The 21,233-nt window shown below is 67.9% G+C and carries 26 protein-coding genes and 2 pseudogenes; 10 read left to right on the forward strand and 18 right to left on the reverse strand.

The features are described from left to right. Positions 1-65: 65 nt before the first annotated feature. The gene (locus F788_RS0106100) at positions 66-1,157 is read left to right on the forward strand and encodes a hypothetical protein (RefSeq protein WP_019589607.1); all 1,092 of its coding nucleotides are present in this window, start codon (positions 66-68) and stop codon (positions 1,155-1,157) included. Positions 1,158-1,179: 22 nt separating this feature from the next. Here the strand turns inward: F788_RS0106100 and F788_RS0106105 are convergent, their stop codons facing one another. The 3 genes from F788_RS0106105 to F788_RS0106115 all read right to left on the reverse strand — a co-directional run bounded on the left by F788_RS0106105 (position 1,180) and on the right by F788_RS0106115 (position 4,049). Beyond that, the gene (locus F788_RS0106105) at positions 1,180-1,713 is read right to left on the reverse strand and encodes a macro domain-containing protein (protein ID WP_019569796.1); all 534 of its coding nucleotides are present in this window, start codon (positions 1,711-1,713) and stop codon (positions 1,180-1,182) included. A 247-nt stretch (positions 1,714-1,960) separates the two neighbouring features. Continuing rightward, entirely contained in the window at positions 1,961-2,908 is a 948-nt protein-coding gene (locus F788_RS0106110; RefSeq protein WP_019589608.1) for a nitroreductase family protein, read from the reverse strand. Positions 2,909-2,912: 4 nt separating this feature from the next. Continuing rightward, entirely contained in the window at positions 2,913-4,049 is a 1,137-nt protein-coding gene (locus F788_RS0106115) for a glycerate kinase (protein ID WP_019589609.1), read from the reverse strand. 106 nt (positions 4,050-4,155) lie between these two features. Here F788_RS0106115 and F788_RS14040 point away from each other — a divergent pair, with 106 nt between their 5' ends. Together F788_RS14040 and F788_RS0106125 are read left to right on the forward strand one after the other, a co-directional pair. Then, positions 4,156-4,308, forward strand: a complete 153-nt coding sequence (locus tag F788_RS14040) for a hypothetical protein (protein ID WP_019569793.1) — start codon at positions 4,156-4,158, stop codon at positions 4,306-4,308. A 51-nt stretch (positions 4,309-4,359) separates the two neighbouring features. Next, positions 4,360-5,124 (forward strand): SDR family NAD(P)-dependent oxidoreductase, encoded by a 765-nt coding sequence (locus F788_RS0106125; protein ID WP_019589610.1) that lies wholly within the window; start codon positions 4,360-4,362, stop codon positions 5,122-5,124. Between the two features lie 9 nt (positions 5,125-5,133). On the opposite strand, the gene F788_RS0106130 is transcribed toward F788_RS0106125, so the two are convergent. After that, positions 5,134-5,466 (reverse strand): DUF3634 family protein, encoded by a 333-nt coding sequence (locus tag F788_RS0106130; RefSeq protein ID WP_019589611.1) that lies wholly within the window; start codon positions 5,464-5,466, stop codon positions 5,134-5,136. A 122-nt stretch (positions 5,467-5,588) separates the two neighbouring features. On the opposite strand from F788_RS0106130, the gene F788_RS0106135 reads away from it, so the two are divergent. Next, entirely contained in the window at positions 5,589-5,798 is a 210-nt protein-coding gene (locus F788_RS0106135) for a DUF3185 family protein (protein ID WP_018871071.1), read from the forward strand. 21 nt (positions 5,799-5,819) lie between these two features. Here the strand turns inward: F788_RS0106135 and F788_RS0106140 are convergent, their stop codons facing one another. From F788_RS0106140 to F788_RS0106155, 4 genes and pseudogenes are all read right to left on the reverse strand, one after another. Beyond that, the gene (locus F788_RS0106140; RefSeq protein WP_019022278.1) at positions 5,820-6,062 is read right to left on the reverse strand and encodes a type II toxin-antitoxin system Phd/YefM family antitoxin; all 243 of its coding nucleotides are present in this window, start codon (positions 6,060-6,062) and stop codon (positions 5,820-5,822) included. A gap of 44 nt (positions 6,063-6,106) precedes the next feature. Beyond that, positions 6,107-6,247, reverse strand: a pseudogene (locus tag F788_RS13910) (efflux RND transporter permease subunit); the annotation flags it as partial. Positions 6,248-6,350: 103 nt separating this feature from the next. Beyond that, positions 6,351-6,650 carry a type II toxin-antitoxin system RelE/ParE family toxin gene (locus tag F788_RS0106150; RefSeq protein WP_019022277.1) on the reverse strand — a complete coding sequence of 100 codons (300 nt, stop codon included), beginning with the start codon at positions 6,648-6,650 and terminating at the stop codon, positions 6,351-6,353. A 22-nt stretch (positions 6,651-6,672) separates the two neighbouring features. Then, complete coding sequence (locus tag F788_RS0106155; protein ID WP_019589613.1) at positions 6,673-6,927, reverse strand: YlcI/YnfO family protein; 255 nt, start codon at positions 6,925-6,927, stop codon at positions 6,673-6,675. Between the two features lie 281 nt (positions 6,928-7,208). Here F788_RS0106155 and F788_RS0106160 point away from each other — a divergent pair, with 281 nt between their 5' ends. Then, entirely contained in the window at positions 7,209-7,448 is a 240-nt protein-coding gene (locus tag F788_RS0106160) for a type II toxin-antitoxin system ParD family antitoxin (protein ID WP_026332723.1), read from the forward strand. Between the two features lie 4 nt (positions 7,449-7,452). Further along, positions 7,453-7,743 carry a type II toxin-antitoxin system RelE/ParE family toxin gene (locus F788_RS0106165; RefSeq protein ID WP_019589615.1) on the forward strand — a complete coding sequence of 97 codons (291 nt, stop codon included), beginning with the start codon at positions 7,453-7,455 and terminating at the stop codon, positions 7,741-7,743. Between the two features lie 137 nt (positions 7,744-7,880). On the opposite strand, the gene F788_RS0106170 is transcribed toward F788_RS0106165, so the two are convergent. The 3 genes and pseudogenes from F788_RS0106170 to F788_RS14045 form a co-directional block, all read right to left on the reverse strand. Beyond that, positions 7,881-8,144, reverse strand: coding sequence for a Txe/YoeB family addiction module toxin (locus F788_RS0106170; protein ID WP_019569787.1), 264 nt, complete (start codon positions 8,142-8,144; stop codon positions 7,881-7,883). Further along, positions 8,141-8,383 (reverse strand): type II toxin-antitoxin system Phd/YefM family antitoxin, encoded by a 243-nt coding sequence (locus tag F788_RS0106175; RefSeq protein WP_019569786.1) that lies wholly within the window; start codon positions 8,381-8,383, stop codon positions 8,141-8,143. The genes F788_RS0106170 and F788_RS0106175 overlap by 4 nt, the downstream gene beginning before the upstream one ends. A gap of 44 nt (positions 8,384-8,427) precedes the next feature. Beyond that, a pseudogene (locus tag F788_RS14045) lies at positions 8,428-8,568 on the reverse strand (efflux RND transporter permease subunit); the annotation flags it as partial. A gap of 322 nt (positions 8,569-8,890) precedes the next feature. On the opposite strand from F788_RS14045, the gene F788_RS0106185 reads away from it, so the two are divergent. After that, positions 8,891-9,259 (forward strand): nucleotide pyrophosphohydrolase, encoded by a 369-nt coding sequence (locus tag F788_RS0106185; protein WP_019589617.1) that lies wholly within the window; start codon positions 8,891-8,893, stop codon positions 9,257-9,259. A 17-nt stretch (positions 9,260-9,276) separates the two neighbouring features. Further along, on the forward strand, positions 9,277-11,685 hold the full coding sequence (locus F788_RS0106190; RefSeq protein WP_019589618.1) for a DNA/RNA helicase domain-containing protein: 2,409 nt from the start codon (positions 9,277-9,279) through the stop codon (positions 11,683-11,685). A 241-nt stretch (positions 11,686-11,926) separates the two neighbouring features. Here F788_RS0106190 and corA read toward each other — a convergent pair whose 3' ends face one another. Next, entirely contained in the window at positions 11,927-13,003 is a 1,077-nt protein-coding gene (gene corA, locus F788_RS0106195) for a magnesium/cobalt transporter CorA (RefSeq protein ID WP_019589619.1), read from the reverse strand. Between the two features lie 254 nt (positions 13,004-13,257). Between corA and F788_RS0106200 the strand changes: the two genes are divergently transcribed. Next, positions 13,258-14,016, forward strand: a complete 759-nt coding sequence (locus tag F788_RS0106200; protein WP_019592867.1) for a hypothetical protein — start codon at positions 13,258-13,260, stop codon at positions 14,014-14,016. Positions 14,017-14,027: 11 nt separating this feature from the next. Here F788_RS0106200 and F788_RS13635 read toward each other — a convergent pair whose 3' ends face one another. The 6 genes from F788_RS13635 to F788_RS14245 all read right to left on the reverse strand — a co-directional run bounded on the left by F788_RS13635 (position 14,028) and on the right by F788_RS14245 (position 20,298). Continuing rightward, the gene (locus tag F788_RS13635; protein ID WP_081617446.1) at positions 14,028-14,291 is read right to left on the reverse strand and encodes a DUF2442 domain-containing protein; all 264 of its coding nucleotides are present in this window, start codon (positions 14,289-14,291) and stop codon (positions 14,028-14,030) included. Further along, positions 14,251-14,490: a DUF4160 domain-containing protein gene (locus F788_RS13640; RefSeq protein WP_018947922.1), complete on the reverse strand. Its 240-nt coding sequence runs from the start codon at positions 14,488-14,490 to the stop codon at positions 14,251-14,253. The genes F788_RS13635 and F788_RS13640 overlap by 41 nt, the downstream gene beginning before the upstream one ends. 54 nt (positions 14,491-14,544) lie before the next feature. Further along, positions 14,545-15,489 (reverse strand): LysR family transcriptional regulator, encoded by a 945-nt coding sequence (locus F788_RS0106215; RefSeq protein ID WP_019589621.1) that lies wholly within the window; start codon positions 15,487-15,489, stop codon positions 14,545-14,547. A gap of 382 nt (positions 15,490-15,871) precedes the next feature. Beyond that, positions 15,872-16,717, reverse strand: a complete 846-nt coding sequence (locus F788_RS0106220) for a hypothetical protein (RefSeq protein ID WP_019589622.1) — start codon at positions 16,715-16,717, stop codon at positions 15,872-15,874. Between the two features lie 2 nt (positions 16,718-16,719). Then, a complete protein-coding gene (locus F788_RS0106225; protein WP_019589623.1) occupies positions 16,720-18,831 on the reverse strand; it encodes a molybdopterin-dependent oxidoreductase in 2,112 nt (703 codons plus the stop codon). A 177-nt stretch (positions 18,832-19,008) separates the two neighbouring features. Beyond that, the gene (locus tag F788_RS14245) at positions 19,009-20,298 is read right to left on the reverse strand and encodes a FimV/HubP family polar landmark protein (protein ID WP_019589624.1); all 1,290 of its coding nucleotides are present in this window, start codon (positions 20,296-20,298) and stop codon (positions 19,009-19,011) included. 174 nt (positions 20,299-20,472) lie between these two features. On the opposite strand from F788_RS14245, the gene F788_RS0106235 reads away from it, so the two are divergent. Beyond that, positions 20,473-21,126, forward strand: a complete 654-nt coding sequence (locus F788_RS0106235) for a rhodanese-like domain-containing protein (protein ID WP_196800570.1) — start codon at positions 20,473-20,475, stop codon at positions 21,124-21,126. Positions 21,127-21,233 lie beyond the last annotated feature (107 nt).

Below are 21,233 nucleotides of genomic sequence, written 5' to 3' on the forward strand. Positions count from 1 at the left end.
GGCTAAAGTTTGCCGCCCGCCAGCCGTTACCTCCGGGAAGTTGTGTACCCGGAGGGCCACCGCCCATGCGCATCGCAGAACATTCCCTGGAACTTTCAAGCCAGCGCGTCGCCTTCGAGGCCACGCACCGCTCGGCACGTGTCACCGCCACCCGCGCCGCCGCCGCGAACCTGCCAGCACCGCCGGCAGCCCCCGCAGCAATCGCGGCAACCGGCGAATCCCCCCGGGCCCTGCCATCGTTGTCAGCCCCGGCCGCCACCCCGCACACCGAAGCCCGCTCCACGGTCGGCGCGGCACCCGCGGATGCCGAACTCACCCCGCTGGACAACATGCGCATGGAGCTGCTGCGCCTGATCGTGGAACGCCTGACCGGCCGGGAGATCGAGGTCCTGGACCCGTCCGAGCTGCGCCCGGACCCGGCCGAGGATGCCGAGGCGGTCGAATTCTCGCCGCCCGCCGCTCACGCACGGGGACCGGCCCCGGTGGCCCGTGCCGGCATCGCCTGGTCGGTGGAGGAAACCCGTATCGAAGTCGAGCACACGTCCTTCGAGGCCCGGGGCATGGTGCGCACCGCCGACGGTCAGGCGATCGACATCGACCTCTCCGTCAGCATGAGCCGCGAGTTCATGCAGCACACCCGCGTCAGCGCCGGCATGGACGCCGAGCTGCACGATCCGCTGGTCATCAACTTCGATGCACCGGCGGCCGCCCTCACCGACACCCGTTTCGAGTTCGACCTGGATGCCGACGGCCACGAACAGCAGGTGGCCTTTCTCCAGCCCGGCAGCGGGTTCCTGGCCATCGACCGCTCCGGCAGCGGCAAGGTGGACGACGGCTCGGAGTTGTTCGGCCCGCTCACCGGCGACGGCTTTGCCGAGCTGCGCCGCCACGACCACGACGGCAACGGCTGGATCGACGCGGACGACCCGGTCTACGACCGCCTGCGCGTGTGGACGCGCGACGAACAGGGGCGCGACCAGCTACTCGCCCTGGGAGAGGTCGGGGTCGGCGCCATCTACCTGGGCCACGTCAGCACCCCGTTCGACCTGCGGCACAGCGGAGACAACACCCTGCTCGGCCAGGTCGAGTCCACCGGACTGTGGATCAACGAAGACGGGGAAACCGGCAGCGTCCAGCAGATCGACCTGACCGCCTGAGCGGGGAACCGCGGAGCCCGTATTACTCCGTCAGTTCCTTGAGGATGCGTGCGTGGATGTCGCGGTCCTCGTCCTTGCTCAGCACGAAGCGGATGTAGCGCACCGATTCCAGATGCGGGGTCCGGTGCACCACCGTCTCCAGGGCCACCCGCGCCGCGTCCTCGATGGGGTAGCCGAACGCCCCGGTGGACAGCGCCGGGAACGCGATGCTGAAGATCCCCGCCTCCTCGGCGCGCGCCAGGGCCTCGCGATAGCACGAGGCCAGCAGGCGACTGGCCGGTTCGTCACGCCCGTACACCGGCCCGAGGCAATGGATCACGTAACGGTTGCGCAGCCGGTGCCCGTCCGTCAGCACGGCCTGACCCGGTTCGATGGGGGCCAGCGCCTGGCATTCACGCTCCAGCTCCGGCCCTGCCGCATGATGGATGGCCCCGGCCACGCCCCCGCCCGGGCGCAGCCAGGCATTGGCCGCGTTGACGATGGCGTCCATGTCGTGCTGCTCGACGATGTTGCCGGTCACGCACTCGATCTTCACTCCCCGGACCACAACCTGCATCATTCTTCCCCCATCTTTCCCTGATCATTTCCGTCTCAAGCATAGGCCAGCCAACCGGCCCCGTACACGCCACCCCGGTCCCGTAGGAGGCCAGCCCCTGGCCGACCCGGCGCAGGAGATTCCCCGAACGCACAATCGGCCGGAGGGCCGGCCTCCTACCGGGGGCAGGGCCTCATCTGTCGTAGGAGGCCAGCCCCCTGGCCGACCCGACACCCCGCAGGAGGCCAGCCCCCTGGCCGATCCGGCGTCACGTCCGGAGCAGCAATTCCACCGGCCGCCGGGGCGTCGCCCGCGGCGTCCCGTCCGGGCGCCCCAGTGCGAACAGCAGCTGCGGATGCCCGCCACTCAGCGGCTCTGCCAGCTCCGCGCGTCGCTCCGGCAGCTGCAGCGGCTGATTCAGGTAGCGCGCGCAGAACCCGTGACGCGCGGCCTCCAGCAGCACCCGCTGCAGCCCCTGCCCGGCCGCCAGCGACTGCATCGGCCCGTCGATCCCCGTCCCCAGCGCCAGCAGGACCGGCGCCCGGCTCGCCACCCGAGCCTCGGCACGGGCCATCCGCCGGGGCGACACCAACCGGCGCACCGCCCAGCGGGTCAGACCGCCGGTCAGACGGCCCACCGGCAGCCCGTCGCCTGCAGCCGCCGGGCGCATCCAGTGCGCCAGCTCGGCACGCCAGGCCGGGTTGCGCCACTGCTCGCGCGTCGCCTCCCGCACCAGCCGCACGACCTCGCGGCGCGACTCCGTCCCGGTCACCGGCCGCAGCCAGACGCCCTCCTGGCGCGCCACGGCGACCAGCGCATCCATCACCTCCGGCGGCACCGGGTCCGGGCGGAAGCGTCCGCGCCACGAACGCCGCCGCGAGATCCACTCCTTCAGCGGCGGCAGCGTCTGCAGATCGGCGCCTGCGTGAGAGGTGGTCAGCAGGCGCACGTACGGTCCGGCACCGGCCTGTTCCGGGCGCGCGTTCAGCCCCCGGCCATCGGCCGCCGCGGCCACCCGCAGGTTCATCACCGCGCAGCCCACGCTGATCACCCGCTCGCGCCCGCCGGGGTCGGAGACCGGCAGGGCCCGCTCCGGGTCGGTCCAGACCTCGATCCCGTCGCGCGCCACGCGGAACCGCCACGGCTGGCTGTTGTGCGACGACGGGGCCTGGGCGGCAAGCTCCAGCCAGTTCCGGATGACGGGGTCGAGATCCATGAAGTCATGCCTCTTCGATCAGGGAACGCGTGCGCGCCGCGATGGCATCGGCCGGATGCGCCATGGCCTCCTCCAGAGACAGGCTCCCGTCACACAGGGCGCGCGCATCGGTCAGGCCCAGCGCGGCCAGTTCGTCCGCATCGGCATCCACGGAACCGGCCACCGCCGCCACCGGCACGCCCAGCCCCCCGGCGCGACGCAGCACCTCGGCCACCACCTTGCCATGCGCGGTCTGGCCATCCAGCCGGCCCTCGCCGGTGATCACCCGGTCCGCCTCGCGCATCGCCGCATCCAGACCGATCAGGTCGGCCACGTACATCGCCCCCATGCGCGCGGTCCCGCCCAGCACGCAGCCCAGTGCGAAGCCCAGCCCGCCGGCCGCCCCGGCGCCCGGGGCATCCACCGGCCGCCGCAGCCACCCGGCCGCTTCGATGGCCCCTGCCAGCCGCTGCATGCACGCATCCATCGCCGCGACGTCGTCCACCGCCAGGCCCTTCTGCGGTCCGAACACCGCCGCCGCCCCCTGCGGGCCGATCAGCGGGTTGTCCACGTCGCTCAGCAGCGTGATATCGACCTCGCCCAGGCAAGGATCCAGCTCCGCGAAATCGGCCTGCGCGACGGCGCCCAGTGCCGCCGGATGCGGCGCGAGCGCACATCCGTCCGCATCCCGGAACCGCACGCCCAGTGCTGCCAGCAGGCCCGCGCCCCCGTCCACCGTGCCACTGCCGCCCAGGCCCACCAGCAGATGCCGGGCCCCCGCATCCAGCGCCGCGCGCATCAGTTCGCCCACGCCCCGGGTATCCAGCTGCCAGGGATCGCGGCGCCCCGCGGGGATCCGGTCGAGACCGCAGGCCGCGGCGACGTCCAGCACCGCCCGGCGACCCTGCGGGTCCAGTCCCCAGCCGGCCTGCAGCGCCGTTCCGTCGGGGCCGGTGACCCGCGCCTGGCGCCATTCCCAGCCCGCCGCCCGGCTTACACGCCATGCGGTGCCCTCGCCGCCATCGGCCATCGGCAGGGCGCGCACCCGGGCGTCCGGCCGCGCCGCAAGCACCCCGCGCACCATCGCCGCGGCCACCTCCTCCGCCGCCAGACTGCCCTTGAAACTGTCCGGGCACACCACCACCCGCAGCGGCTCCGCCAAGCTCCCCTCCCGGGTCCGCAACCTGTCACGTCCGTCCGTTGCCACACCCCCTCATTATGGACGATAGCGGAACGAAACCTTCGCCTGACCCACGGCTCGAACGTACATGGACATCCCGCTGCTGATCATCGGCCTGCTGCTGCTCGCCACCCTCGCCGCCTTCTTCGCCGGCGTGCTGCCGTATCCCGTCGGCTGGATCATCCTCGGGATCGCATTCATCGGCCGGCTGCTCCATCTGCGGACCCGCGGCGGAAACTGATACGTTGTTCCCATCGAATTCACCATACGGTCAACGACACGGAGAAACGACATGAGTGGTCTGGAAGGCAAGGTCATCGCCATCACCGGCGGCGCCGGGGGCATCGGTGAGAGCACGGCGCGCAAGCTGTACGAACAGGGCGCCAGCCTGGTCATCACCGACCGCGAGGCGGGCCCGGTTGAAGACATCGCCCGCTCGCTCGGCGAGCGCGCGGTGGGCCTGGCCGTCGACGTGACGCGGCGCGAGGACAACGAACGCATGGTCGCCACCGCCGTGGATCGCTTCGGCCGCCTCGATGGCGTGTTCCTCAACGCCGGGATCGAGGGCGAGATCGGCCCGTTCGACAGCCGCACCGATGCCGCCTGGGACAAGGTCTTCGCCGTCAACGTGCAGGGCGTGCGCCTTGGCGCGGAAGCGGCCCTGCCGGCACTGCGCCGGGGCAACGGCGGCAGCATCGTCATCACCTCCAGCGTGGCCGGACTGCGCGGCTTCGGCGGCCTCTCGCCGTACGTATCCAGCAAGCATGCGGTGGTGGGCATGATGAAGTGCCTGGCCGCCGAACTCGGGCCGGAAAACATCCGCGTCAACACGCTCAACCCGGGTCCGGTCGCCAACCGCATGATGGAATCCATCGAGGAACAGGCGAACCCCGGCCATGCCGACGAGGTGCACCAGTCCTTCGAGGCGCGCATCCCGCTGGGGCGCTACGTCAACAACGAGGAATGCGCCGGCATGGCCGCGTTCCTGCTGTCCGACGCCGCCTCCGGCTGCACCGGCAACACCTACGTCGTCGACGGCGGCCTCTGCGCGCAGTAGCCCGGGACCCTACCCCGTCGCGCGCATGCCGCCGCCCCCGCCACCGCCCGGTGGCGGGGTCCAGACGTTGCGAAAGGCCTGGTGGGTGTTCTGCGGGAGATCGCGGGAGAAACGCAGCTGAACGCCGCCATCCGCGCGTACCGCATGGATCCGCCCGCGCTGGAGGCGGTACTGGCGTGCCACGTCCTCGCAGCCGCGCAGGAACGCCCTCGGCGGCTTGCCGCGCCGCACCCGGGCCGTTCCGTCACGCAGCTCCACCGTAAACACCAGCCGTGCGTGCCACAGCATCAGCGCGACCCCCAGGGCCAGCACGGCGAACATGAACAGCAACGTCAGCAACATGATGGATACGCCACGGGCGTGGAACACGTGCCCAGTGTAGCCCCGATGCGGCCTACCGCACGCTGCGAACGCGCCAATCCGTGCTAGCGTCAGGGGATCACTCGCCAACCGAGGCACACAACATGCACTGGACCCGGATTCTGGGACTCGCCCTTCTGGCAGGAGGGATCATCCTCCTGGTCATGGGCTTCAACGCCACCGAAAGCCTGACCGAGGAACTGCACCAGGAATTCACCGGCCGCTACACCGATGACACGCGCCTGTACCTGATCCTTGGCGGGATAATGACCGTCGTCGGCCTCGTCCTGGCGATCTTCGGCGTGCGCCGCTGAGGTCGCCAACCAGCTTCCATGTCACCAATCCAGCTCCTCGTCGCATTCATCCGCCGGGGTCTCCATCCCCTCGCGGATCGACTCGCGCATACCCGGCACCGATAGCAGGTACAGGGTCTCCTGAATGGCCGACCAGTCCGACTCGGATAGCAGGACTGCGTTGTTCCGTTTGCCAGTGATCACGATTGGCTCATGGGATTCCGCCGTTTCGTCGATCAACCGGTAGAGGTTGCTGCGCGCCTCTGTAGCCGTATTCCCCGTCATGGCACACCTCGCGCGTGTGTGGGCTCCGATTAAGAGTACGCCTTGACGTACGTCCCGCAAACCGTACGCTTGATCTCCGCGCCTTCGCCGAGGCCGATCGCCAGCGGGAACATGCCGAGCACCGTGGTCAGGGTGGTCATCAGGATCGGACGCAGGCGCAGCGCGCCGGCCTCCACCACCGCCCGTTCCCCACCGCGGGCTGGGGCCTGACCACCGCAGGAGGCCAGCCCCCTGGCCGATCAGGCGCGTCCAACACCCCATCGCCCAGAGGGCTGGGCTCCCACGTGTTTAGAAATAGTCGTCCTCGCGCTGGTGCCGGAACGCCAGCAGGGTGACCGTCTCGGCATCGTCGATTTCGAACAGGGCGACATAACCCGAGCGGCCAAACGGGATCAGGAGTTCGCGGATGCGGGGGTAGGAGGCGTCGAGCATGCGGCAGCTCAGCGGAAAGCGCTCCAGTAGCGACACCGCCTCGCCGATGGCGGTTCGGGCATGGGCCGCGGCTGCCGGGTCGCTCTCCGAGAGGAACGCGACAAGCCGCAGGAGATCTTCGCGTGCCTGCGCTGTAAATCGTACCGAGTAACTCATCCTTGAGACTCCAGAGGGTCGGCTACTGCTTGCTTAAGAGACGGTCGACATCGTCGAGGACCGACTGGGCCGGGTAATACTCATCCGTTTCCCGGGCATTGCGCGCGGACTCCAGGCCTCGCGCCAGGAACTCGGCCCGGGCCTGTCGGCGGTCAATCTCGTGGCGAACGGCATCCTCGATAAAGGCCGACAGCGTTTCTCCCTCGCCAAGGGCCTGCTCCACCTGATGCCGAAAACCATCGCTGACCCGCAGGGCCGGTAACGTCGTGTTTTTCATACCGCGTCTCCGCAAGAACCTCCTCGGAGTGTATCGCAAATGCAATACAGCGCCCATCGGTGGACCCGTCCGCGCCGCTCGACGCAGCCTGACCCGGCTGATGGGCCACGGGTAACCACTCTGGCCTGTCTCCGTCATTGCGAGGCCTCGCAGAGGCCGCGGCAATCGACCGTCGCTCGGTACCGTTGGTGGCCCTTGTGACCGACCGCAATGATCGACGATCCGGGCTTGCTGGCCTATACTTATGGCAAAGATTGCCAAACCGAGACGCGGAGGCCTCCATGGCCACAATGAACATTTCGCTACCCGATCCCATGAAATCCTGGGTAGAAGAACAGGCGCAATCCGGCCAATACAGCAACAGCAGTGATTACGTGCGAGACCTGATCCGCCGCGACCGGGAGCGGGCGCTGAAGATCGCGCACATGCAGGCGATCACCACGGAAGGCCTGGAAAGCGGCCGTGGCGAGCGAACGATGGAAGAGCTGAAGTCAGCCGCCAGGAACGACCCCGAAGACTAAAAGCATGCCCTATGCCCTGACCTGCAAGGCAGAAGACGACGTCATCGAGGTCTTCCGCAGTGGCGTCGAGCAATTCGGCCCGCAACAGGCAGAGCGCTACCACAGCCTGCTGGCTGCAACCTTCGAGTTTCTGGCGGAAAACCCTCGTGCAGCGCGTGAGCGTAAGGAAATCTCACCACCCGTTCGGGTTCACCCCGTCGGCGCACACATCGTGCTGTTCCAGATCGAAGGTGATGAAATCCTGATCATCCGTGTTCGCCACGCGCACGAGGACTGGGAGGGAAACGAGTCGTAGGCAATGCGAAGGGACAAGACCAGACGCCGGAGCCCGCGCGCAGGATCCTGCTTGCAAGCGCCTGCGGGCTTTCGGTGTTCTGAATGGGCGATCATCCCGTAAACCGCGCAGCGGTTATGCGGGATCGTGCACTCGGGTTACTCGTAATGGCTCCATAAACGGATCACCTTGACCACCCTCTCGTCCTCGAGCACCTGGTACACCAGCCGGTGCTGAATATTGATGCGCCGCGAGTACGCGCCGGAGAGATCACCCACCAGCTTCTCGAAAGGCGGGGGCTTCCGATACGGGTCCTCCGCGAGCAGCGTCAGCAGTTCCCGTGCCTCCGGCCTCAGGCCACTCGCCGCCAGCTTCCTCGCATCCTTTTGAGCCTGTCGGGTGTAGACCAGCGTCCATGTCACCAATCCAGCTCCTCGTCGCATTCATCCGCCGGGGTCTCCATCCCCTCGCGGATCGACTCGCGCATACCCGGCACCGATAGCAGGTACAGGGTCTCCTGAATGGCCGACCAGTCCGACTCGGATAGCAGGACTGCGTTGTTCCGTTTGCCGGTAATGACAATCGGCTCATGGGATTCCGCCGTTTCGTCGATCAGCCGGTAGAGGTTGCTGCGCGCCTCTGTAGCCGTAATCCCCGTCATGGCGCACCTCGCGCGTGTGTGGGCTCCGATTAAGAGTACGCCGTGACGTACGTCCCGTAAACCGTACGCTTGATCTCCGCGCCTGCGCCGAGGCCGATCGCCAGCGGCAACATGCCGAGCACCGTGGTCAGGTTGGTCATCAGGATCGGACGCAGGCGCAGCGCGCCGGCCTCCACCACCGCCCGTTCCCCACCGCGGGCTTGGGGCCCGACCACCGCAGGAGGCCAGCCCCCTGGCCGATCAGGTGCGTCCAGGTCCCCATCGCCCAGAGGGCTGGGCTCCCACGTGTTTAGTAGGAGGCCAGCCCCCTGGCCGATCAGGCGCGTCCAACACCCCATCGCCCAGAGGGCTTGGCTCCCGATTTGATCGACCTGTTAACGGTTGGCTGTACCGTTCGATCGAGATCTGACACGTATCCTGCGGCCTTGACCGGCGTTGTGCCGGTATTTGGGGCTGACCGAGTTCGGTACGATGCCGGCAGGCAAGAACGGAACAGGCGAGGGATCGATGAGTACGGAGTCACGAACCTCAACGGAGCTGGATGATCTGGCGGGCCGCCTGGAGGCGTTCGTTCGGGAGCGCGACTGGGAGCAGTTTCATTCGCCGAAGAACCTGTCGATGGCACTTGCGGGCGAGGTGGGAGAGTTGATCGAGCACTTCCAGTGGCTGACGGAGGAACGGTCTCGTGAGCTGTCGGATGCGGAGCGGGAGGCCGTTCAGGCGGAAATCGCGGACGTGCAGATCTATCTGCTGTTGCTGGCGCGGGGGCTGGGAATCGACGTGGTTCAGGCAGCGAACGAAAAGCTGACCGTGAACGAGCAGAAGTATCCGGTCGACAAGGCGCGGGGCAGTGCGCGCAAGTACACGGATCTGTAGCCAAAAGGCAAGTCACGATGCTGATCTATACCGCTGACAAGCGCCGTTTCGTCGAGCATGTCCGGCACAACCAGATCGAGGATCGCATCCTGGCCGGGATGCTGGGTGCCGGCAAGGGCAAGCCCTCGCCCAACGAGATCACTTCGTGGCGCAACTCGATGCAGTACATGGAGAACGTGCTCAGCGCATCGGGGATCCCGGATGATGCCGGTGTCGCCATCGAGTACATGATCCCGCAGACCTCCAAGCGGGTGGACTTCATCCTGACCGGACGCAATGACGATGGCCGGGATACGGCGGTGATCGTCGAACTGAAGCAGTGGGAGCAGGTCGAGGCGACCGAGAAGGACGCGATCGTGCGCACCTTCGTGGGCGGCAAGGAACGCGAGGTGACGCATCCCTCCTACCAGGCGTGGTCGTATGCGGCGCTGCTGGAGGACTACAACGAGACCGTGCAGACCGACGGCATCGGGCTGCACCCGTGTGCCTATCTCCACAACAGCGTGTCGGGCGCGATTTCCGATGCGCGGTACCACGAGCACCTGGAGCGCGCGCCGGCCTTTCTGAAGGCGGATGCCGAAAAGCTCGCTCGTTTTCTCGGCCAGCATGTGCGCAAGGGGGATACCAACGACATCCTCTACCGGGTCGAGCATGGCCGGATTCGCCCCTCGAAGTCGCTCGCGGACCATCTGGCGTCGCTGCTGCAGGGGAACGCCGAGTTCGTGATGGTCGATGACCAGAAGCTGGTCTTCGAAAGCGCGCTGGAGCTTTCCGACATTGCCGAGGGACACGGCAAGCAAGTGCTGATCGTGGAGGGCGGGCCGGGAACCGGGAAATCCGTGGTAGCCGTGAACCTGCTCGGGGAACTGACTCGCCGGGAAAAGGTTGCACAGTATGTGACCCGCAATGCAGCCCCACGGGCGGTCTACGAGGCCAGGTTGACCGGCACGATGAAGAAGAGCCGGATCAGCAACCTGTTCCGTAGCTCCGGTGCATTTCACCAAACCGACGCGGACACCTTCGACACCCTGCTGGTGGACGAGGCACACCGCCTGAACGAGAAGTCGGGGATCTTCCAGAACCTGGGCGAGAACCAGACCAAGGAGATCATTAACGCGGCGCGTACGGCGGTGTTCTTCCTGGACGAGGATCAGCGGATTCACTGGAAGGACACCGGGTCACGGGAGGAGATCGAGCGCTGGGCACAGGCGGCGGGCGCTACCGTGCACTACGCCGAGCTGCGCTCGCAGTTCCGTTGTGCCGGGTCCGACGGCTACCTGGCCTGGCTCGATCAGGCGCTGCAGATTCGCGAGACGGCGAACGAGGATCTGGATGAACTGGATTATTCGGTCGAGGTAGTCGACTCGCCGACCGCCATGCGCGACCGGATCTTCGCGCTGAACGTGCACGCCAACCGTGCACGGATGCTGGCGGGCTACTGCTGGGACTGGGAGAGCAAGAAGGATGGACAGGCCATGGACATCCGCTTTCCCGAACACGACTTCGCCATGCAGTGGAACCTCGACAAGGACGGTTCCACCTGGATGATCCAGCCGGACTCGGTCCACCAGATCGGCTGTATCCATACCAGTCAGGGGCTGGAGCTGGACTATGTAGGCGTAATCATCGGGCCCGACCTTATCGTGCGGGACGGCAAAGTGATCACGGTGCCCGAAGCGCGTTCGAAGAATGACGCCTCCATCAAGGGCTACAAGAAGGCCCTGAAGGAGGATCCGGATGCGGCCCGAGCCAAGGCCGACCGGATCATCAAGAACACCTATCGCACACTGATGAGTCGCGGGATGAAGGGATGCCTCATCTGGTCGGCGGATGCGGAGACGCACGCCTACTTCCGCGCGCTGATCGGCCAGCACACACCCGAGCCGCAGTCTGCCCCGGCAGAGGCCGCACCGGCGGATGTCCTGCCGTTCGAGAAGATGGCGCCGGAGGAGGTCGAGCCATTCGTGAATGCATTGCCGGTGGTGCCGATCAAGGCGGCGGCGGGCAGTTTCAGTGACCTTCAGACCGTGGACCAGAACCCGGATGCATTCGACTGGGTCATGCCCCCGGACTTCATTACGCCTCAACCGGGGATGTTCATCGCTCAGGTGGTCGGCGAGTCAATGAACCGCCGTATCGCGAACGGGGCATGGTGTCTGTTCCGGGCGCCGGGCGGCGGAACGCGCGAAGGCAAGATCGTGCTGGTGCAGCACCGCGACATCAATGACCCGGACACCGGCGCCAGCTTCAGCATCAAGCGCTATCACAGCGAGAAGACGGCGGACCCGGACACTGAGTGGCGCCACCAGCGAATCATCCTGAAACCGGAATCCAGCCTTCCCGGCTACGAGTCCATCATCCTGGAAGAAGACAGCGCGTCCGAGCTGGTCGTGGTCGGCGAGTACGTCGCCCAACTGGAACATTGACGGAGCGCCCGATCGGCCAGAGGGCTGGCCTCCTGCGCGGGGTGGGCGGCCCTCCGGCCGATTCGGCCGGGTGGGTCGTCCGGGCCCCGATCGGCCAGAGGGCTGGCCTCCTGCGCGGGGTGGGCGGCCCTCCGGCCGATTCGGCCGGGTGGGTCGTCCGGGCCCCGGTCGGCCAGGGGGCTGGCCTCCTACGGGCGGGGGTAGTCGGTAGGCCGGCCCTCCGGCCGATTCGTGCCGGGCGTTACAACCAGCCACGGCGGCGGAAGAAATAGAGCATGCCGGCGACCACGCCGAGCATGACGAGCCAGACCACGGGGTAGCCGTAGTAGGTGTAGAGCTCGGGCATCGACCAGGGGCTCTCGGGGTGGTCAAAGTTCATGCCGTAGATCCCCACCACGAACGTGAGCGGGATGAAGATGGTGGCGATGATGGTGAGCACGCGCATCACGTCGTTGGAGCGCTGGTTGATCGCGGACATGTAGGCCTCGATCAGGGTGGCGGCCATTTCGCGGTAGGACTCCAGCAGATCCACGATCTGGATGGCGTGGTCGTGCACGTCGCGCAGGTACGGAAACAGCTCGACGGTAAACGGTTCCAGGTCGTCGCGCATCAGCCGCGCCACCACGTCGCGGGCAGGCCAGAGCTGGCGACGCAGCACCAGGAGTTCCCGGCGCAGCCGGTGGATCTCGGCCAGGGTGCTGGCGTCGGGCCGCTCGAGTACCTCGTCTTCGAGGCGTTCCAGCCACTCGCTGATCTCTTCCAGCACCGGGAAGCCCTGGTCCACCACGGCGTCCATCAGCGCGTAGGCCAGGTACGCGGCGCCCAGGCGGTTGAAGTTGCGGTTGGCGCTGCGCATGCGATCGCGCACGGGCTCGAAGGGATCCTGCTCGCCACCGTGGATGCTGATGATCAGGCCGGGGGCCACGAACAGGCTGAACTGGTGGAGTTCGATGCGGCCCTGTTCGTGCCGGGGGTGGCTCAGGATGACCATCAGCGCGTTGTCGAAGAAATCGACCTTGGGGCGCTGGCCCTGGTGACGAATGTCTTCCAGCACCAGCGGATGCAGACCGAAGGCATTGCCCAGGGCACGGAGCTGCTCGGGCCCCGGCATACCCTGCAGGTGCAGCCACATGAAACCCTCGCCGGTGTCACCCGCACCTCCGGACAGGATGCGGTCGGCATCGAGCTCCGTCAGCCGCTCATGGCCGTAATGCCATGCACAAGCCCGGGCGCCCTCGCCCACGTCTTCGCGTGCATGGGCCCCGTGGCCGGGTGCCGCGCCGGGCTCGGGGTAGGTTTTCTCGAACAGCCGGCTCATGACGCCTCCCGCAGAAATGGGCCTCGAGTATAGCCCGTGCGCGCCCCCGCCCGTGGGAGCGTGCTCGCACGCGAACCCATTCGCGGCCAGGGCCCGGCGCAGCCGTTCGGCGATCTGGCAGGCCTCTTCGGCATCGGCGCCGGGCAACAGGACCGGGCATTGCACCCCATGCATTCATGCGGGGCACGGCGAGCGTGCCGTGCCTATACTCGGGCTGAATGCACAGCCCTCCGCAATCCAGGAAGGAGATCAGCATGGCCAGGCGTGGTTACGGGCCGGCGGCCCAGTGGCAACCGAACGACCCCTCACCGAACGCGGCTTCCGGGGTTGCCGAAGCGCCCTCGGGGCCCGGATCCCCGCCGCCGGGAGAGGAAAGCCCGGTAGAGGGGCAGCTGGAGTTCGTGAAGATCTCGCCGCTCAAGCGCTTGCCGTTTTTTGGCGAAAAGACCAGCAGCATCGCGGAACTGCGCCAGGCCGGCACGCCGATCGCCCGGCTGCGTCGGCCCTCGGACGGGCTCGCGGCCTGGTTCGGCAGGCCGGAGCTGCATTTCGCCACCACGCGCATGCGCCTGGCCGACCCGCCGGACGCGGGGTTCTTCCAGCAGATTCAGCGCAATGTCGGCTTCTTCGGGATGCCGCAGCGCCAGGAGGTCTGGCGTGCCGGCGCGGGCACGGTCACGCAGATCGAGGAGACCAGCACCGACCGCAAGACGCTGAGCGGGCTGTTCAGCTATCGCGACGATCACTACCAGCTCAACGGCGAACGCACCGACCGGCGCGGGCTGTTCAGCTACACCCTGCGCGACCACCGCGACATGGTCGCCACCTTCCGCCCCAAGCAGGAAACCGGCCTGACCGGCGGCTGGTTCGTCGAGGTCATCCATCCGCGTCCGGTCGGGGCCATCGCCATTGCCTGCCATATGGCCATGTGGCTGGAACAAAGCACCGGCGACTCGAGCGTCGCCGCCGGAGGGGCCGCCGGAGGCGGTGGTGGCGGTGGCGGCGGCTGCTGACCCCGCGCCGATCAGCCGGTCGCCCTGTTCGGAAACCGCTCCGGGTGCTCAATGATCTCCTGCGTCAGGTCGACATCAATATCGGGCCAGTAGAAATGTCCCGGGGATGGTTCTTCGACATTCACGATGGCCCTGACCGGCTGGTCACGGAACCAGGGGAATTCGTCGTAGGGCATGAACAGTTCCTGGCCTCGCACGAGCAGCCAGAGACCATGCCCCGAAATGTTCGTGACCTCAACTTCCGAAATAGCGTTGCCATGCGCTGACAAGCTCATGATGGTGCTCCTCGATCAGCCACTCGATCTCTTTCAGCTGCGCCCGGTTGTATCGCCATGACTGCGCCAGCTGTAGCTCCGGTTCCAGCCAGAATTTTGCTTCGCCCTCCGCCGAAACCACATGGACGTGCTTGCGCGTTTCTTCTCGCGAGAAGAAAAAGAATCTATACCCCTTCTCTCTGAATACGGTTGGACTCATCGTTGGTATCAGACCTGGCTTCGAGGGTAGCAGTATAGTCGAGACACGTCCCTTTCAGCCGCGGCGCACGGAGGCCTGGTGGAGTTCGTCGCGGGCGATGCCGACGAAGTCCTGCATGAAGGCGAGGCCTTCGTCTTCGCGGCGGATGGCCAGGCGCAGGGTGCTCCACAGGCCATCGGGGCCCATGCGCAGACGCGCGATGGCGGAACGCCCGGGGCCACGCGAACCGGTGCCGGCGCCCTGCATCTGTGCCTCCAGTTCCGGCAGGGCCCATTCCGGTAGCGAGGCCACGCCGCGCCCGCTGGCGACCAGCTGCAGCAGCATGGCCGTCACCTCGGTGGTGCGCCGGGGCAGCGAGATGCCCGCCGGGTGCAGGAAATGCCGGCAGATATCCAGGCGCTCCTCCTCCACCGGGTAGGTGATCAGGGTCTCGCCCTGGAGGTCGGCGGGCTCCACGTAGCTCGCCCCTTCCAGACGATGACCGCGCGGCACGATCAGCAGGTTCTCGTACTCCAGCAGGTCCAGCGCGATCAGCTCCGGGTCCTCCACCGGATCCGGCGATACCGCCGCGTCGACCTCGCGTTCGCGCAGGGCATCCAAGGCATCAAAGCCATGACTCAGGCTCAGGTCCAGCTCCACCTCGGGCCAGTGTTCGCGGAAGGCCGCCAGCGAGGGCATCAGCCACTGGAAGCAACTGTGGCATTCCAGCGCGAGGTACAGCCGCCCGCCGCGGCCGTCGCGGATGCGGGCGATGTCGCGCTCGGCCGCGGCCACCTCCGGCAGCACGCGCTCGGCGGCCTGCACCAGGCGCGTGCCCGCCGGCGACAGCCGCACCGGCGAGCTGCGCCGTTCGAACAGCACCACGTCCATGCGCTCTTCCAGCTGCCGCAGCTGGTGCGACAGCGCCGACTGGGTCACGCAAAGCGACTCGGCCGCCGCCGTCACGCTGCCCAGGCGCACGATCTCGTGCAGTGCCCGCAAATGCCGGATCTCCAGCATGCCGCCCTCCCTCATGAGTCCGATTCACATACTACGTGACAAAAACTTGTTTTACTCATGCGTGGACAGGGTAGAAACTAACCCTCGTGCTCACCCGCCGTGGCGCCTTCATCGGGGCACCGGGCCGGCAGAGCCTGCCACGCGGCTGACATGCTGCTGTATCTGCGTGACATCTCCGTTGGACCGGCACGTCGGGGTGGTGTCCCGACACGCCGCGGGAAGGGAGTCCCCCGCCGCATCGACGCTTTTTCTTGGCTGGGTGTCGATGCGGCTTTTTTGTGCGCGCTCTCCCCCCGGCACCGCTGCCCCGTGGGAGCCTGCTTGCAGGCGAAAGGGCCTTGTTCGCTTGTAGGAGCGCAGCCCTCTGCGCGATCCGGCGTTTCTATTCGGGGCCGGGCTGGCCGGTGAGGCGGCGGTAGAGGGCGAAGCCGGCGTCGCGGTCGGCGCTGCGCAGGATGGCGGATCGGCCCGGGGTCGAGGGATCGGGCTTCAGGTCGACACCGGTATCTTCGGCGGCGCGGAAATCGGCGTCGGTCAGTTCGACCTCGCCGAAGACCGAGATGATGTAGCCACCGGGGATCGGCGGGGGTGGCGTGAACGACTCGCCGTCCGCCAGCGCGACCCAGGCCGGGATGAAGGCCGGGCCGTAGAAGTCGAAGAAGCCGTTGGAGCCGCGCAGATGGGCCTCGATCGGCCGGCCGCCGATCAGCTCGATGTTGCAGATGCCGCTGTAACCGGTCAGGTTGCGCCGCACCCAGTCGGCGATCCACGGCTCCACTTCGGGCACGGCGGCGCCCACCTCCCAGTAGATCGGGCGCGCGGCGTCCTTTTCGTCCGAGCCGCGGGTGTGGGCGAACCAGCGCACCTCGCCGTTCTCCACCAGGCAGTCAGTGCTGGTGTGGGCTCCCTCCAGGCGCTGGCACCAGAAACTGCCGGGCTCGGCCGGCACCTCGCCAGCGGACAGGGCGCGGGCATCCAGCCCCATGCCGGCGAGGTTGGTGATCGGCTTCACGAACACAGTGTCCGCCGCGTCCAGCCCCAGGTCCGTGGGCGCGACCCCGCAGGGCGCGGCGGTCAGGCCCGCATCCAGGGCCAGGCGCAGCTTGTCGTAGACGTGTCGATGCCCGGGGTTCAGGCGCCAGGCGGCCGCGTCCGACACCGCCACCTCGCGCCGCGGCTCGGGCCGGAAGATGTGCCGGCGCTCGGGGAGGACGCCAACGAACGGCAAGGTCAGCCCGCCTCCGGCAGGCGTTGTCCGTGCCCGGCGTGCAGGCGTTCCACCTCGCACAGCAGCGACTTGAATGCGGGGAAGCCGCTGATCGGGTCGAGGTTGCGGTCGTCGGTCAGCTCGTTGATGTTGGCGTGGTTCCAGCCGTGCTGGCAGTGCGCCACGCCGGGCTTGATGCGGTCGGTGACCTTCGCCACGAAGGTGACCCGCCCGCGCGGCGAGCGCACCTCCACGGTGTCGCCATCGGCGATGCCGCGCGCCGCGGCGTCCTGCGGGTGCAGCTCCACCAGCGGCTCCGGCATCGCCCGACGCATGCGCTCCAGATACTGGTGCTGCGAGTGGGTGGCGTGCTTGTGGCGCGCGCCGCTGGTCAGCACCAGCGGATAGTCGCGCGCCAGCTCCGGCGTGGACAGCGGGCTCTCGGCCGGCTCGCGCCAGACCGGCAGGCCGTCGTGCCCGGCCTCGCGCAGCTCGGCGGCGTCGAATTCCACCTTGCCGCTGACCGAGCGGAAGCCGTGCAGCCGGTACTGGCGGTCACCCTCCTCGAAGCCGTGCTCGACCAGATCATCCAGCGCCTTCGCGAACACGGTCACGCCGTCCGGGTCGTTGTACACCTGCTCTCGGATGGTCTCGGGGATGCCGTCGGCGGCCTCGGCCCAACTGGCCTCCAGGTCGCCGTTCCAGAACTGCTCCGCCATCCCGAGGCGCACGCCCAGCTCGAGGAACACCTCGGCGTCGGCGCGTGCCTCGCCGCGCGGGGCCACCGCCTGATGCCGGTAACGCAGCTCGCCACGGAAGTTGCAGCCGGGATAGGCGATCAGCGCCGGGCGTTCGAGGCTGGTGGCGGCCGGCAGCACAATGTCCGCCATGCGCGTGGCCGGGTTGTGGAAAAAGTCCGACACGGCGAAGAAATCCAGCGCGCCCAGCGCCTGTTCCATGCGCTTCGAGTTCGGCCACATGGCGGTGTTGATGCCCATCGCCAGCAGCGAGCGAACCTGCTGCGGCCGGCCGTCGAGGATCGCGTCCGGCAGCAGCATGCTCTGCGCCGCCGGCCAGTGCGCCGTCCACACCGGGAAGGTCTCGTCGCCGATGCGCGGCGGCAGGTTTTCCTTGCAGTGGTCGAACAGGTCGATCGGCTTCGGCGTGACCTTGTCGTTGAAGAAGCGGTTGCCGCCCTCGCGGTCGATATTGCCGGTGACCGCCGCCAGCAGGGTCACCGCGCGGTGATTCTGGAAGCCGTTGGAGTGCTGCACGGTGGCGGTGGGCGAGAGCATGATCTGCGCCGGGCTACGGGTCGCGTAGAGCTCGGCGGCACGCTTCAGGTCGGCCTCCTCGATGCCGCAGATCGCCGCCACCCGCTCCGGCGGGAATTCGGCCACGTATTCGCGGAAGGCCTCCACGCCGCTGCCCCATTCGTCGAGGAAGGTCTGGTCCTGCCAGCCGTTCTCGAAGATCAGGTGGTGCATGCCCAGCGCCAGCGCCCCGTCCGTACCCGGGCGGATCTGCAGATGCACCTCGGCCTGTTCCGCCAGCGGCGTCACCCGCGGGTCGACCACCACGGTGGCGCAGCCGGGGCGCGCCGCGGCCAGCGCATGCTGATGGAACAGCGGGATGGAGCCGCGCGGGTTGGTCGACCACACCAGCAGGCAGCGGGTCGCATCCGAGGCCACGGTGGAGGAGGTCTTGATCTTGGTGCCGAAGGTCACTTCCTCCGCCACCTTGGTGGAGGAGAAGCAGCAACCGCTCTCGGTCAGGTAATTGGGCGAGCCGAAGGCATGCGCCAGGCGCTGCAGCTGCGGCCGAGCCTCCTTGGTGTAGCCGGCGAAGAAGGCGGCCGCCGGGGCGCCGTGCTCCTCGCGGGTCGCGCGCAGGCGCTCGGCGATGGTGTCCAGTGCCTCGTCCCAGGAGATGCGCTCGAACTCGCCGCTGCCGCGCGGTCCGGTGCGCCGCAGCGGGTACAGCAGGCGTTCGGGATGGTTGCGCCGATCGAGCTGCACGTAGCAGCGCGGACAGTCGGGGCCGTCGATCTTCACCGGCTCGCCGGCGTTATCAAGGGTCACGTCGATCGCGCAGTTGGCGTCGCATTCGTAGCAGGTGCTTTTCACGGTCGCCATGGGGTCGGCTTACCTCGCGCGGACATTCGGTCGATGTATCCCGATTATGCGCACGGCGCCCGCCGCCCTCGAACAACGTCATGCGCCCCGGGGCATTGCCCCCGCGTAGGAGGCCAGCCCCCTGGCCGATCCAGCGTCGAACATGATCGGCCGGAGGGCCGGCCTCCTACGGGCGGGTTACCGGGATTCGTCGTCGGGATCGGGGAAATCGAATTCCCAGTCATCCTCTTCTTTTTCCGAGGCCTGCGGGATTTCCGCCTCGTCGGAGGAATCGTCGAACGCCGGTTCTTCGTCCGAGCCGGGTTCTGCCTCGGGTTCTGCCTCGGGTTCCGCCTCGGGTTCCGCCTCGGGTTCCGCCTCGGGTTCCGCCTCGGGTTCCGCCTCGGGTTCGGGCTCGGGCTCGGGTTCGGGCTCGGGTTCGGGCTCGGGTTCGGGTTCGGGTTCGGGTTCGGGCTCGGGTTCGGGCTCGGGCTCGGGCTCGGCGCCCGCAGCCACACCCGCTGCAGCTGCGGCGCCGCCGGCGGCTCCGGCGGCCGCGGCGGCCGCGGCGCCGGAGCCTTCTTCAGCCGGGATTTGCGGTTCGGCTTCGTCCCCGCGGGCCGAACGGCCCTCGCCCGACTTCGCCTGCGCGCTTCCCTTCTTGCCGCCGGAAGCGGACTTGCCCCCGCCCCCGGTCTGACGGCGCCCCAGCATGATGCCGGCCACCAGGAACAGACCCAGACCCAGCGCCATGGACCCCAGTGCAACCAGCACCGGCGGACGGGTCAGCTGTTCGGTCAGCGGCACCTCGTCCGGGCCCGGCCGGCTTTCCACCTCGACCAGGCGTTCCTCGACTTCGACCAGGCGGTCGCGCAGCTGATCACGCTCGGTGCGCAGGGTGTCCAGGTCCTGTTCCATCTGCTGGCGCAGTTCTTCGGCCGCGGCGTCGGTCCCCGCATCCAGACGCTCCGACTCCAGCAGGAACCGCAGCTCTTCCACGGCCTCGCGCAGTTCGTCGATCTCGGCATCGCGCGAGGCCAGACGTTCTTCGATCGCGGCACGCGACATGCCTTCGCGGCCCTCGTCCACCGCTTCGAAGCGGTCCTCCACGGGCACGGCGCCGGGGTCCCAGTTCTCGATGTGGCGCAGGACCTCGGCACGGGCACTGTCCCGATCACGCCGGGCGAACGCCGACTCCGGCGGCCGCTCCAGTACCGTCCCGGCCCGCAGCGTATTCACGTTCTGTTCGGCGAAGGCCTCGGGATTGGCCTCGAGGAAGGCAAGCATGGCTTCGTTGACCGACACGCCCGGGGGCAGATCAAAGGTCTGCACGATGCTGTACAGGGTGTCGCCGCGCTGAACCTCGTGCGTCGGCCGGTCGGGCGATTCGGCCAGCACCGGCGTCACGCCCGCAGCGGCCAGGCCGAGCGTCAGGGTCAGGCCGCGCACGGTGCCCGCCAGTCCGGAGCCATTGCGGCTGTGTTCCACCCGTCGATCCAAACCTGAACCCTCTGTTGAAATCCGCTGGCCACGAAGCGTGGCCTCGAGGAGGGTAACGGCCCGTGCAAGCCGTGCTGAAGGGATCCCCCGCCGGCAGGGTGCAAGCCGACCCCGTTTGACTCACAATCCCGGCTTGCGAACAAAAACATGCTGGAGGAGAAGATGCAGAAACGTTTTGCCCCCGGACTGGCCCTGGCCGGCCTGTTCACCCTGGGCCTTGCCGGGCCCGCTTCGGCGCTGGAAGTCGGCATCACCCCGGACCTGCAATCGCTGGAGGTCCCGCACGGTGACGAGACCGTCACCATCCAGCGCATCCAGGACACCGAGAACCGGCTGGACAACGAATTCGCGAAGACCTCGCGCCCCTGCCCGCCGTTCTGCGTCCAGCCCATGGATCTGGGCCGCGGCGTGGAAACCCTCGGCGAGGCGGAGTTCCTCGAGTATCTCGGCCAGCTTGGCGAGCGCGACGACCTGCTGATCATCGATTCGCGCGGTCCCGACGACTACGCCCGCGGCACCATCCCCGGGGCCATCAACATCCCGTGGCAGGAGCTGAACATCGACGGCGACGCCGAGCCCGCGGACGTACGCGACATCATGCTCGACAAGTTCAGCGTGATGGATCACTGGGACCTGCTGGACTTCTCCAACGCGAAGACCCTGGTGCTGTTCTGCAACGGCCCGTGGTGCGGCCAGTCGCCCACCAACATCCGCACGCTGACCAACCTCGGGTACCCGGGCCACAAGATCAAGTGGTACCGCGGCGGCATGCAGATGTGGCACACCCTGGGCCTGACCACCGTCGAAGGCCGGTAGGAGGCCGGCCCTCCGGCCGATTTGCCCCGGTGGGTCGTCGGCCCCGATCGGCCAGGGGGCTGGCCTCCTACGGGGCGGGGGAACGGCAGGAGGCCGGCCCTCCGGCC

The sequence above is a fragment of the Thioalkalivibrio sp. ALE10 genome (assembly GCF_000381385.1).
GTDB lineage: Bacteria > Pseudomonadota > Gammaproteobacteria > Ectothiorhodospirales > Ectothiorhodospiraceae > Thioalkalivibrio.

Excerpts from the sequence above, each read along its gene's own strand:
- F788_RS0106100 (WP_019589607.1), top strand. The coding sequence starts at position 66 with ATGCGCATCGCAGAACATTCCCTGGAACTTTCAAGCCAGCGCGTCGCC.
- F788_RS0106105 (WP_019569796.1), bottom strand. The coding sequence starts at position 1,713 with ATGCAGGTTGTGGTCCGGGGAGTGAAGATCGAGTGCGTGACCGGCAAC.
- F788_RS0106110 (WP_019589608.1), bottom strand. The coding sequence starts at position 2,908 with ATGGATCTCGACCCCGTCATCCGGAACTGGCTGGAGCTTGCCGCCCAG.
- F788_RS14040 (WP_019569793.1), top strand. The coding sequence starts at position 4,156 with ATGGACATCCCGCTGCTGATCATCGGCCTGCTGCTGCTCGCCACCCTC.
- F788_RS0106125 (WP_019589610.1), top strand. The coding sequence starts at position 4,360 with ATGAGTGGTCTGGAAGGCAAGGTCATCGCCATCACCGGCGGCGCCGGG.
- F788_RS0106130 (WP_019589611.1), bottom strand. The coding sequence starts at position 5,466 with ATGTTGCTGACGTTGCTGTTCATGTTCGCCGTGCTGGCCCTGGGGGTC.
- F788_RS0106135 (WP_018871071.1), top strand. The coding sequence starts at position 5,589 with ATGCACTGGACCCGGATTCTGGGACTCGCCCTTCTGGCAGGAGGGATC.
- F788_RS0106140 (WP_019022278.1), bottom strand. The coding sequence starts at position 6,062 with ATGACGGGGAATACGGCTACAGAGGCGCGCAGCAACCTCTACCGGTTG.
- F788_RS0106150 (WP_019022277.1), bottom strand. The coding sequence starts at position 6,650 with ATGAGTTACTCGGTACGATTTACAGCGCAGGCACGCGAAGATCTCCTG.
- F788_RS0106155 (WP_019589613.1), bottom strand. The coding sequence starts at position 6,927 with ATGAAAAACACGACGTTACCGGCCCTGCGGGTCAGCGATGGTTTTCGG.
- F788_RS0106160 (WP_026332723.1), top strand. The coding sequence starts at position 7,209 with ATGGCCACAATGAACATTTCGCTACCCGATCCCATGAAATCCTGGGTA.
- F788_RS0106165 (WP_019589615.1), top strand. The coding sequence starts at position 7,453 with ATGCCCTATGCCCTGACCTGCAAGGCAGAAGACGACGTCATCGAGGTC.
- F788_RS0106175 (WP_019569786.1), bottom strand. The coding sequence starts at position 8,383 with ATGACGGGGATTACGGCTACAGAGGCGCGCAGCAACCTCTACCGGCTG.
- F788_RS0106185 (WP_019589617.1), top strand. The coding sequence starts at position 8,891 with ATGAGTACGGAGTCACGAACCTCAACGGAGCTGGATGATCTGGCGGGC.
- F788_RS0106190 (WP_019589618.1), top strand. The coding sequence starts at position 9,277 with ATGCTGATCTATACCGCTGACAAGCGCCGTTTCGTCGAGCATGTCCGG.
- corA (WP_019589619.1), bottom strand. The coding sequence starts at position 13,003 with ATGAGCCGGCTGTTCGAGAAAACCTACCCCGAGCCCGGCGCGGCACCC.
- F788_RS0106200 (WP_019592867.1), top strand. The coding sequence starts at position 13,258 with ATGGCCAGGCGTGGTTACGGGCCGGCGGCCCAGTGGCAACCGAACGAC.
- F788_RS13635 (WP_081617446.1), bottom strand. The coding sequence starts at position 14,291 with ATGAGCTTGTCAGCGCATGGCAACGCTATTTCGGAAGTTGAGGTCACG.
- F788_RS13640 (WP_018947922.1), bottom strand. The coding sequence starts at position 14,490 with ATGAGTCCAACCGTATTCAGAGAGAAGGGGTATAGATTCTTTTTCTTC.
- F788_RS0106215 (WP_019589621.1), bottom strand. The coding sequence starts at position 15,489 with ATGCTGGAGATCCGGCATTTGCGGGCACTGCACGAGATCGTGCGCCTG.
- F788_RS0106225 (WP_019589623.1), bottom strand. The coding sequence starts at position 18,831 with ATGGCGACCGTGAAAAGCACCTGCTACGAATGCGACGCCAACTGCGCG.
- F788_RS0106235 (WP_196800570.1), top strand. The coding sequence starts at position 20,473 with ATGCAGAAACGTTTTGCCCCCGGACTGGCCCTGGCCGGCCTGTTCACC.